We start from the raw sequence: 10251 nt of genomic DNA, 5'->3' as shown, positions 1-10251 counted from the left end.
GTGCGAACCATGTCGTCGCCCAGCACCTTGCGGATTTCGCGCACAGACTGGGTGAGCGAATCCTCGGTGACATAAACGTCGGGCCAGACGACATCCATCAATTCCGACTTCGGCACGACGCGACCCATGTTGCGGGCGAGATGCGAAAGCAGCGCATATGCTTTCGGGCGCAGGAACAGCGGCTCGTTCACGCCGCGCAGCGTGCCCATGGCGAGATCGAGCGTGAAACCGCCAAACCGGAACACCTGATCGGCCGTCGCCGTCGTCATCGGGACACCTTCCCGCCTATCCGCATTGCCGCTTCGATCCCACCTCGCAGCGGCATGCCCGGCGCTCATTATTGCCCAGTGCGCAATTCGATCAAACTGGCTGTCGGCGCCGCCGCTACAGTAGCGCGCCAAATGCGAGGAGCCGACGCGCCGGAATTCGAACGCTACGGCTCGAATCGATGGACATACTGGCAATGGCGGGGTGGAGATCCGGGTGCCGATCAACAATTGAGACGACTCTCCCTTCTCCCGATGCTGCGGGAGAAGGGAGAACTACAGCTCCAAATCCCAGGTCTGGCCGACGAGATCCTTGCCGAAGGAATGATGGCGCTCCTCGTCGACCAGCTGGAAACCCGCAGCCTGGTAGATGCGGCGAGCCGAGCCCAGAATGTCGTTGGTCCAAAGCGTCAGCGTCTTGTAGCCCTTGGCGCGGGCAAAGGCGATGCATTCGTCGACCAGCCGCCGGCCGATGCCCAGTCCGCGCGCCGACGGCTCGACATAGAGCAGCCTCAGCTTCGCCACCTCGGACGACTTGCGCACGACGAAGACCGAGCCGACCACCTCGCCTTCGCGCTCGGCGATCCAGGCGCGCTCCCACTTTGGATCGAATTTCTTGACGAACTCAGCGAGGATCTCGGCGACCAGCGCCTCATAGGTTCCGTCCCAGCCATACTCCTCGGTGTAGAGCATGCCCTGACGGCGCGTGATCCAGCCGATGTCGCCGACCTGGAGCGGCCGCAGGATGTAAGGCACCTTGGGTTCGGGCCTTTCCCCGAGCAGGTCCTGGACGGTGCGCATGGCGTTGACCAGCCGCTCCTGGTCGACCGGCGGCAAGCGGTCGAGCAGCGCGCGCACCTGGTCATGCGAATCCTGGTTGAGCGGCGCGAAAGCCTGCCTGCCCGCCGGCGTCAGCGCGATCGATGATCGGCGCGCGTCCGCCTCGCTGGCTTCGCGCTCGACCAGGCCACGCTCCTCGAATTTCTTCAAGAGGCGGCTGACATAGCCCGGGTCGAGGCCGAGGTCGCGCACCAGATCGCTGGCGACCAGCCCGTCGCGATGAGCAAGTTCATAGAGCACCCGCGCCTCGGTCAGCGAGAACGGGCTCTTCAGGAGGCCCTCGTCGAGCAGGCCGATCTGGCGGGTGTAGAAGCGATTGAAGGCGCGCACCGTATCGATGCGCTCCTTGCCGGGGTGGTCGTGGATGGTCATGGGAAGTCCTCCTGCTCTCGACAGGATCAACCATTTAGTTGACTGAGTCAATAACTTGGCTGCAGCGGGATGCCTCACAACTTTGTCATTCCAGGGTGGAGAAAGGTGCGAAGCGACGCGTGCAAACCATAAATGACGAGAGCGCGGGGGGCGGCCTCGCCGCGAGGCGCTGAAACGCCTCACCCCGTCGGCAGCACCGGCCAGAACTCGCCGATCCGCCCGCCGGCAAAAACCGCGATCGCCCCGAAATGCTGCAGCACCGCCTCGCTCTGCGTCGGCCGCAGGAAGGAGTAGTCGCCGGGCTTCACATCGGCGCCTGCCGGCAGGCCCATGAACTGCTGATTGGACGATAACCCGATCAGGCCGTTCGGCTTCATGCCTTCAGGGAACACCGGTTCGGCCATCCACTTGCCGCCATAGAGATAGCAGCCCTTCTTCGGGAAGAGGCCGAGCGCCTGCAGCGCCCTGGAAACCGACGGCGGACCGGGCAGCATCGGGTCGAGGGCCTTGAGGATCGGCGTCGCGACGAAGGCCGCCGGCTGGAGGCCGTCAAGGCCAGGGGTGTCGAAGTCGCTCGGCAGCACGAAGGCCGAGCCGATCGACACTTCGTTGGCGACGCCGCCGCCGTGCAGCAGCGCGGTCTTCGAGCCGCCGATATTCATGATGCGGCGCCGGTCCGGATCGAGGGTGGCGGCGAACTCCGCCGCCTTTGCCGAAGCCTGCTTCAGAGCCCTGGCCGCGCCGCCGAAGAGGCCCGGTATCTCCGGCGCATGCGCTTCATAGGCCATGATGCCTTCGCAATGCAGGCGCTCCGGCACCGTCAGCGCCTTGATCTCGGCGGGACTTGAAAAACCGCCGCGATGCAGGCCGACATCGACCTCGAAGGCGAAGCGCAATTCGGTGTCGAGCGCGGCGGCCAAGGCGCCGTAGTCAGCCAGCCGCTCCGGCGTGTCAATCAGCCAGCAGACGCGTGACCACCAGCCGGCGCCACCTCCTGTCAGCGCGGCCCTGGCAGCGCCGACCGGCATCGGCTTGCCGTAGAGCAGATCGCCCTCGGGAAAGCCGTCGAGGACGGCCTGCGTCACCGGCGGATGGAAGGTCATGAAGCGGTTGGTTTCGAGGGCTCGCGCGATATGCGACAGCAGCGGCATGCAAGGCAGCGACTTGTCGACCAGCCGAACGGCAAGGCCGGGCGCCAGCCGCTCCTTCACCAGCGCGATGTTGCCGTCCAGCCGGTCGCGGTCGAGCACCAGGCAGGGCCGGAAGATCTCGGCTGCCTTCAACGCCTCGGACAGGGCAGCGAAATAGGCGCTCATCATTCGATGCCGAACAGGCCGGCCATATAGGGCGACACGAAACGGTTGTCGGCATCGATGTCGCGGCGCACGGCAAGCGCGTCGTCCCAACGCGGATAAAGCTTCTTGAAATCCGCAGCCTTCAGGCTGTGCATCTTGCCCCAATGCGGCCTGCCGCCATATTTGCGGAAGATGGGCTCGGCGGCGCGCATGAAGGGCAGCGGGTCATTCGCCGCGTCATGGTGGATGGCGATCGAGCAGGTCAGTCGCTTGTGGAAGGGCGAAAGCCAGAATTCGTCCGGCGCCACCGAACGCACCTCCATCGGGAAATAGACTTCCGAAAAGTGCTTCTCCGTCAGCGCGATGATCTCGGCCAACGCCTTGGGGCCTTCCTCGAATGGCAGGTGGTATTCCATCTCGTTGAATTTGGTTCGACGGTCGCTGACATAGACGTTGAGCCAGTCTTGCACATAATCCTCGGAGGGCACCTTCTTCACCGCGCCCTTGATCAGCGCGCGGCGCAGCGATGGCAGCCGGCGCAGCACGGTGCGCAGCTTGCGCAATGTCGCCAGGCCCCGCTCGTCGTCCTCGGTCGGCCGCTGCGTCGGCTGGGCATCGCTCAGGTCGCTGGCAATGAACTGCGCATAGCCGGAAAACGGGATGTAGTAGAATTCGGCCGAACGATGCGCGGCCATCATCTTTTCGAAATCGCGCAGCATGTCGCCAATCGGCAGCACCCATTTGCGGCGTCGCAGGCGGTAGGCCGCGATGTTGTTCATCGTCACTTCGGTGAGGATGCCGAAGGCGCCAAGCGCGACACCGGTGGCGTGGATCATGTCCGGGTCGTCGGCCCGGCTGTATTCGCGCAGCTTGCCCCGCCCATCGACGAGCTGCACCGCCTCGACCTGCGTGTGATAGGCGCCCAGTGTCGGGCCGGAGCCATGCGTTGCCGTGCCCAGCGCGCCGCCGATCGCCTGCTTGTCGATGTCGCCCATGTTGGGCAGGCCCTGGCCGATGCCTTGCAGGATGTGCATCAGGGCGCCGAGCCGCGTGCCCGCCCCCACCCGCGCCCTGTCGGCCGCCGGTTCGTGCGAGACCAGCCCTTCGATCTTCTCAAGCGAGACGATGGTGCCGTCGGATTGCACCAGCGGCGTGAAGGAGTGGCCGGCGCCGGCGACGCGCAGCGGACCGGGCGCCGAGCGCACTAGCTCGGCCAGCTCGCCGGCGTCGGCCGGCGTCGCGATCGATTTCGGGGAAGCCGTGACGAAACCAGACCAGTTGCTCCAGGCGTTTGCCATTTTTGACTCTCCCCGCTCAGGCCCGACCGTGCCGCCGGGCGACCAGCACGAAGACGCCGAGCAGCAGCACGCTGGCCAAAGCAGTCGCCGCGGCGAATTCGGGCACCGGGCGGAAATTCCCGGCATCGATCAAAAGCGAGGCGGCGATCGGGCCGATGGCGAGACCGAAGAGCTGCGCGGCCGGAACCAGAAGCACTGCCGTTCGCGTCTCGTCGGCGGTGATTGCCATGCGGATCTGATAGGGCACGATAAAGAGCAGGATGAAGCCCATCACCAGCGCAACCGCCCAGAAGACCGAAAGACCCGGGCCGGACGCAAGCAGGACAGAGCTGATCGCCGCGACGATCCCGATGATCGTGATGGCAAAACGATAGTCGATGCGCGCTTCGAAGACCGTCGCGGTCATGGCGCCGATCACCTGCGCGGCGAGGCTTGCCGACACCATCAGGCCGACGGTGCGGCCGTCGATGCCGAACTGCGCGCCGATGGGCTCCAGAAAAGCCCAGACGGCGCCGAAGAACATGAAATAGCAGAAGATCGAGAGCAGCGCGGTGATCGCCGGCACTGTCGCCACATTGCCGAACTGCTCTTCCTTGGGCAGATCGGCATAATCGTCCGGCACGATCCAGGCGACGACCAGTGACAAGAGGCAGACGATGCCGAGCACGATGAAGCCGCCGGCCGAGCCGGCGGCAGGCACGGCATAGAGCGCCAGGATCAGCGCCAGCGCGCATTGCGCCAAAGTCTGCAGCGTGACGAAATAGCCGCCGATGCGCTCTGCCCGGCGCGAGCGGGCGATCAATTCGGTGGCGACAGCGACCAGCCCGCCCTCCGCAACGCCAGCCAGTATGCGCGCGCCGATCAGCCCATTGGGGCTGCCGGCATAAGCGGTCCAGAAATTGGCGAGCGCGAGCAGGACGAGCAGCGCCGCGCTCTTCCAGCGCATGTTCCTGGCAGGCAGCAACATGGCCACGATCGCCGACCCGATGCCTATCGCGATCATCTCGGCGGTGGCGACCAGCGCCAGCTCGTCGCCGGTGACGTGGCCTTCGGTATAGAGGGCGCCGAGCAGAACCGGCTGCAGCCCAAGGATGAGCAGGCCGACCGAGCCGATCCACAGCGCCGAGGCAAGCTGCGATCCCGTCGGATTGCCGACAAGCCAATCGCCCTCTTCCGCTTGCGCGGCTTGCGATGCAGTCACGAGATGCCTCCCTTGCAGCCCGGTCGAAAAACTGACAAGTTGTCAGCATTTAATGAAACTGATACTTGATCATGTTTCTTGTCAACCGCGAATTCGCACTTTTCCGGGAAAGATGCGGGCCATGACGGATGCAAAGCGAACGGCGACGGAACCCAGGCGCAGGCCGAAGCAGGAGCGCAGCCGCGAGCGCATCGACGCGATCCTCGCCACGACCATGCGGCTGATCGGCGAAAAGGGCATCGACGCGGTGACGATGAAGGAGGTGGGCGCGCTGGCCGGCGGGCCGATAGCGACCGTCTATCACTACTTTCCGTCGAAGTCGGCGATCCTGGCGATGCTCTACGATCGGTTTGCCGAGGAAAGCCGGGCGCGCTTCGGCGCGATCATCGCCGGGATAAACGGGTTGAGCGATGTAACGGCGGCGGCCGATCGCATGCTCGACGACTATTATACCCGTGTCGCGGCTGACCCGGCGATCCAGGATCTGCAGAACGCCATCCAGGCCGACAAGGCGCTGCAGCATCTCGACATTGCCGAGACGAGACACCAGGCGAAGATATTCTGCGACCATGTCGCGCCCATGCTTCAAGCGGATCAGCGCGAGGCGTTCGGGCGGGTCGTGTTCCTGATCTTCCAGCTTGCCGGCGGCGTCGTGCGGCTGGCGCTGACGCAGGACGAGGCAGAAGGCCGACGCACGATCGACGACTATCGCTCGATCATCCACACGCAGTTGCGGCTGTTTTTGTAGCCGTCGCCATACTCGGGGGCGCCGTCCCCTCGCCGCACTTGCCTGCCTCAGGCCTCCTCCAGCTTCGGCCCCAGAATCTCCACCAGCCAATCGACAAACACCCTCACCCGAGGCGAAAGCTGGCGGCTGGGCGGATAGAGCACCGAGATCGGCGTCGGCGTCGGGGGATTGTCGGGAAGCACCTCGACCAGCCGGCCGGCCTCGATGTCGTCGGCGTAGCGGAGTTTTGGCGCCTGGAACAGCCCGAAGCCTAGCCGGACCAGCGCGGCACTTGTGTCTGAATTGGCGACTGTGACTCGCGACGGCAGGACCACTTCACGAACCTTGCCGTCGGCGATGAATTCCAGCGGCATCACTTGCCTCGTGCGCGACGACACGAAACCGATCATCATATGGCCGGCAAGATCGTCCAACGTGCGCGGCACACCGTGGCGTTCGAGATAGGCGGGACTCGCGACGGTAATCTCGCGCGCGATGCCGAGACGCCGCACGATCATGTCGCTGTCGGGAAGTACGCCCGCCCGGATCACGCAGTCGACGCCTTCACGCACCAGATCGACGAGGCGGTCCCCCTCGCCGATATGCACCGACAGGCCCGGATATCTGGCAAGCAGTGCCGGCAGTTCCGGCAAGAGGAACGTGCGCGCCATGTGGCCATTGACGTCGACGCTGAGGCGCCCGCGCACGTCATGGGCGCCGAAGCCGCCTTCGGCGTCTTCGATGTCGGCGAGGATGCCAATACAGCGCTGGTAATAGGCCTCGCCATCGGGCGTCGGGGTGACATGGCGCGTGGTGCGGCGGAACAATTGCACACCAAGCCGCTTCTCCAGCTGCTTGATTGCGGCGGTTGCGCTGGAGCGCGGGAGGCCGAGATCGGCGGCTGCCGCGGTGAAACTGCGCCGCTCCACGACGCGGGTGAAGAGTCGCATGGTGTCAAAACGATCCATGGCAGATTGTTCGCACAGGCTGAATAGTGTTGGCAATCCATGCCCGATTATATCGCCTGCATGGGCGAGTATATGCATCTCCATCCGAAGAGAAGGAGATTTCGCCATGACCACCCGTCCCATTGCCCTCATCACCGGCGCCAGCCGCGGTCTCGGCCGCAACACAGCGCTGAACCTCGCCCGCAAAGGCGTCGACATCGTCCTCACCTATCGCTCGCGCGCCGATGAGGCGAAGGCGGCCGTCGCCGAGATCGAAGCGGCCGGCGGCCGGGCCGCGGCCCTGGAGCTCGACACCGGCGCCGTCGCCAGCTTCCCGGCTTTCGTCGAGACATTAAAGAAGACGCTGCGCGAGACCTGGCAGCGCGATCGCTTCAATTATCTCGTCAACAATGCCGGTACCGGGCTGCGCAAGCCGATCGCCGACACGACGCAAGAGGAATTCGACATGCTGATGAACATCCATCTCAAGGGCGTGTTCTTCCTCACCCAGGCGCTGCTGCCGCTGATCAACGACAGCGGCCGCATCATCAACGTGTCGAGCGGGCTGGCGCGCTTCTCGGTGCCGGGCTCGTCCGCCTATGCGATGATGAAAGGCGGCGTCGAGGTGTTCACCCGCTACCTCGCCAAGGAGCTTGCCGGACGCCGCATCACCGCCAACACCGTGGCGCCTGGCGCGATCGCGACCGACTTCAACGGCGGCCATGTGCGCGACGACGCCGAGATCAACCGCGTCGTGGCCGGGATGACCGCGCTGGGCCGCGCCGGCGTCGCCGACGATGTCGGGCCGATGATCGCCTCGCTGCTCTCCGACGACAATCGCTGGGTCAACGCCCAGCGGATCGAAGTATCGGGCGGCATGAATATCTGAGGTTCGCCTAAGTTACCTGGCGGATCAGTCCTTCGAAGCCGTCGGCGAGATTTGAATTGCCGGCGGCGAGGAAGGCGGACAGGTTGCGGACGCGGCCGGGCGTCTTGTTGGCGTCAAGCAGAAGGGCCTTGCCTTCATGCATGACGAAATCGAATTTGCCGTAGTCGAAGCCGAGATCGCGCCGTAGCGCGCGAAGCTCGTCGGGAACCGGAACCGGCTCTCGTCGGATCGTATCTTCGCCTTTGACCAGGTTCTGCGGCGAGACATGCCGGGTACAACGCTCGCGTTCTCCGCAAAACAGCCAGAAGCGGGCGCCAAAGCCGTCAGGCTCGGGCTCGGGAACAAACTTTTCCACCACGAGATCCTTGCGGTCGAACACCGCCGGGGGAACTTCCGCAAGCGAGCCGTGGATGCGGTAGCGATCGAGCAGCCTGGCATCGGGAAACGGCTCCGGCCTGCCGGCGCGCCGCGATCGCCGATTGAGCGTCTGCTCCCGCGTTCCCAGATTGTTGAGGCTGCTCTTGACGATGACTGGGCCTCGCCAGCTGTGATCCCTGTCGATCACCGCGCCGCTGACGCGACGCTTCGAGATATCGGCGGCGCCGATGTTGAGGCAGAAGGGATAAGTGCGCGCGTATTCGACATATTCGGGTGGCGTCACGGTCGCGTCGACATGGAGTATCGCGATATCCGCCTCTGGCCTGGCCGACGTGCCCGCAACAATGCGAACGGAATGTCCCCGGCGCTTCAACTCCTCCAGGAGATCGAAGAGCATGTAGGGGCTGTCGCGGCGCAGCAACGGCCCGCGACGGCGTTCAAACACGTCAAACTCATGCGTGATAACCGCAATACGTGCCATCCGCCCCCCGGCTTGGTTTCTTAAGCGTCCTCGATTATGCGTTCTAACACAATCGTACGGGCGGGTTTGTGATGACAGAGCATTGGAATGCAATTCGCAGGCATTGGCAGTTGCTGGGGTCGCCGCTCAGGCCGCCGCCGGAAGTCGTCGAGGCCTATAACCGCGAACTCGACCTCGCTCGATCGCACGTCGTGATGTTCGGCGTGACGCCGGAGCTCGCCGGGCTTGGCGCCAGGATGACGGCGGTCGACGAGTCGGCCGACATGATCGCCGGCATCTGGCCGGGCGATACCGAAAGGCGCAAGGCGGTACGCGGCGACTGGTTCGATCCGCCGATGTCTGACGCAAGCGTCGATGCGCTGATCGGCGACGGATGCCTCACTGTCATCGGCGGGGCGGATGCGAGGCAAGCGCTGTTTTCAGCCATCGCGCGCGTTCTGAAAGCAGACGGGCGCGCCGGCATCAGGCTGTACGCTTCCCCCGAGACACGCGACGATCCGCGGGATGTCCGCGCCCTCGCGTTGGCCGGCGGCGTCTCGACCTTTCACGACCTCAAATGGCGGGTGGCCATGACCGCGGTCGCCGGCGCGCCGGACTACGTCATACCGGTGACGGGAATTCTCGAGCAATTCGAAGCGATGTTTCCCGACCGCGACGAACTTTCGACACGCACGGGATGGGAGTTGCCGGTGATCGGCACCGTCGACGTCTACCGTAACTCATCCGTCATCTACAATTTTGCGCCGGTAAGCGCGCTTGTCGAGGAAGCCAAGGTATTTTTCGACGACGTCGACGTTGCCTCGACCGGCACATACGGGCTCGCCGAACGCTGCCCGCTGCTGGTGCTGCGAGCGCCGAAGCGCCGGGACTGACGGGTGGGATTGCTCGTCGGTGTCCCGCGACAGCAGGCGCTTTTCATGGTGACGTTTCGCCTGAGAAAAATTTCGCGCCGCTTGCCCCTTTCGCGCGCCTTGACTCTGGCAAGGCGCCGGCCTATCTCAGCGCCACGTTAGCACTCGCCTTTGGTGAGTGCTAACTCATATCCGGCGGCCTCGCCGGATGGAGGAACAGTTCTCACCGTTCTCACTCGAGGAAGACAACATGGCAAAGTCCAAGTTCCGCCCGCTTCATGACCGCGTGGTCGTTCGCCGGGTCGAATCCGAATCCAAGACCGCCGGCGGGATCATCATCCCGGACACGGCTAAGGAGAAGCCGCAGGAAGGCGAGATCATCGCCGTCGGCTCCGGCGCCCGCGACGAGAGCGGCAAGCTGGTGCCCCTGGACGTCAAGGCCGGCGACCGCATCCTGTTCGGCAAGTGGTCGGGCACTGAAGTCAAGCTCAATGGCGAAGACCTTCTGATCATGAAGGAATCCGACATCATGGGCATCATCGGCTGAATTTCGGCCTCTCCATCAACTGAGTTTTCGGGCTCTTCCCGAGCCCCTGTCAGGAGCTAACCATGGCTGCAAAAGACGTAAAATTCTCCCGCGACGCCCGTGAGCGCATGCTGCGCGGTGTCAACATCCTCGCCGACGCGGTGAAGGTGACCCTCGGAC

11 protein-coding genes are annotated in these 10251 nt (G+C 64.5%); 4 read left to right on the top strand and 7 right to left on the bottom strand.

The window, feature by feature from the left end:
- The 5 genes from EOA27_RS08880 to EOA27_RS08860 form a co-directional block, all read right to left on the bottom strand.
- Positions 1-269: winged helix-turn-helix domain-containing protein (locus EOA27_RS08880; protein ID WP_189561985.1), on the bottom strand; the 269-nt coding region annotated here is incomplete at its 3' end.
- Between the two features lie 273 nt (positions 270-542).
- Positions 543-1478 carry a bifunctional helix-turn-helix transcriptional regulator/GNAT family N-acetyltransferase gene (locus EOA27_RS08875; RefSeq protein WP_126083188.1) on the bottom strand — a complete coding sequence of 312 codons (936 nt, stop codon included), beginning with the start codon at positions 1476-1478 and terminating at the stop codon, positions 543-545.
- A gap of 179 nt (positions 1479-1657) precedes the next feature.
- Positions 1658-2794, bottom strand: a complete 1137-nt coding sequence (locus EOA27_RS08870; protein ID WP_189343163.1) for an alanine racemase — start codon at positions 2792-2794, stop codon at positions 1658-1660.
- Positions 2794-4071 (bottom strand): D-arabinono-1,4-lactone oxidase, encoded by a 1278-nt coding sequence (locus EOA27_RS08865; protein WP_126083190.1) that lies wholly within the window; start codon positions 4069-4071, stop codon positions 2794-2796. Before EOA27_RS08865 ends, EOA27_RS08870 begins: the two co-directional genes overlap by 1 nt.
- 16 nt (positions 4072-4087) lie before the next feature.
- Positions 4088-5272: an MFS transporter gene (locus tag EOA27_RS08860; RefSeq protein ID WP_126083191.1), complete on the bottom strand. Its 1185-nt coding sequence runs from the start codon at positions 5270-5272 to the stop codon at positions 4088-4090.
- A 121-nt stretch (positions 5273-5393) separates the two neighbouring features.
- Between EOA27_RS08860 and EOA27_RS08855 the strand changes: the two genes are divergently transcribed.
- Positions 5394-6020: a TetR/AcrR family transcriptional regulator gene (locus EOA27_RS08855; RefSeq protein WP_126083192.1), complete on the top strand. Its 627-nt coding sequence runs from the start codon at positions 5394-5396 to the stop codon at positions 6018-6020.
- A gap of 47 nt (positions 6021-6067) precedes the next feature.
- Here EOA27_RS08855 and EOA27_RS08850 read toward each other — a convergent pair whose 3' ends face one another.
- Positions 6068-6967, bottom strand: a complete 900-nt coding sequence (locus EOA27_RS08850) for a LysR family transcriptional regulator (protein ID WP_126083193.1) — start codon at positions 6965-6967, stop codon at positions 6068-6070.
- 106 nt (positions 6968-7073) lie between these two features.
- Here EOA27_RS08850 and EOA27_RS08845 point away from each other — a divergent pair, with 106 nt between their 5' ends.
- On the top strand, positions 7074-7835 hold the full coding sequence (locus EOA27_RS08845) for an SDR family oxidoreductase (RefSeq protein ID WP_126083194.1): 762 nt from the start codon (positions 7074-7076) through the stop codon (positions 7833-7835).
- Positions 7836-7842: 7 nt separating this feature from the next.
- Here EOA27_RS08845 and EOA27_RS08840 read toward each other — a convergent pair whose 3' ends face one another.
- Positions 7843-8658, bottom strand: coding sequence for a hypothetical protein (locus EOA27_RS08840; protein ID WP_245467102.1), 816 nt, complete (start codon positions 8656-8658; stop codon positions 7843-7845).
- A 107-nt stretch (positions 8659-8765) separates the two neighbouring features.
- Between EOA27_RS08840 and EOA27_RS08835 the strand changes: the two genes are divergently transcribed.
- Positions 8766-9566: a class I SAM-dependent methyltransferase gene (locus tag EOA27_RS08835; protein ID WP_126083196.1), complete on the top strand. Its 801-nt coding sequence runs from the start codon at positions 8766-8768 to the stop codon at positions 9564-9566.
- Positions 9567-9795: 229 nt separating this feature from the next.
- A complete protein-coding gene (gene groES, locus EOA27_RS08830) occupies positions 9796-10092 on the top strand; it encodes a co-chaperone GroES (protein ID WP_010915433.1) in 297 nt (98 codons plus the stop codon).
- Positions 10093-10251 lie beyond the last annotated feature (159 nt).

The sequence above is a fragment of the Mesorhizobium sp. M2A.F.Ca.ET.037.01.1.1 genome (genome assembly GCF_003998075.1).
GTDB lineage: Bacteria > Pseudomonadota > Alphaproteobacteria > Rhizobiales > Rhizobiaceae > Mesorhizobium.
Note: the sequence above shows the minus strand (reverse complement) of the source record. Positions and strands in the feature narration are given on the sequence as shown.

Bases quoted from the DNA above. Each gene is read 5' to 3' on its own strand.
- groES (WP_010915433.1), top strand. From the start codon at position 9,796: ATGGCAAAGTCCAAGTTCCGCCCGCTTCATGACCGCGTGGTCGTTCGC.
- EOA27_RS08875 (WP_126083188.1), bottom strand. From the start codon at position 1,478: ATGACCATCCACGACCACCCCGGCAAGGAGCGCATCGATACGGTGCGC.
- EOA27_RS08865 (WP_126083190.1), bottom strand. From the start codon at position 4,071: ATGGCAAACGCCTGGAGCAACTGGTCTGGTTTCGTCACGGCTTCCCCG.
- EOA27_RS08835 (WP_126083196.1), top strand. From the start codon at position 8,766: ATGACAGAGCATTGGAATGCAATTCGCAGGCATTGGCAGTTGCTGGGG.
- EOA27_RS08850 (WP_126083193.1), bottom strand. From the start codon at position 6,967: ATGGATCGTTTTGACACCATGCGACTCTTCACCCGCGTCGTGGAGCGG.
- EOA27_RS08870 (WP_189343163.1), bottom strand. From the start codon at position 2,794: ATGAGCGCCTATTTCGCTGCCCTGTCCGAGGCGTTGAAGGCAGCCGAG.
- EOA27_RS08845 (WP_126083194.1), top strand. From the start codon at position 7,074: ATGACCACCCGTCCCATTGCCCTCATCACCGGCGCCAGCCGCGGTCTC.
- EOA27_RS08855 (WP_126083192.1), top strand. From the start codon at position 5,394: ATGACGGATGCAAAGCGAACGGCGACGGAACCCAGGCGCAGGCCGAAG.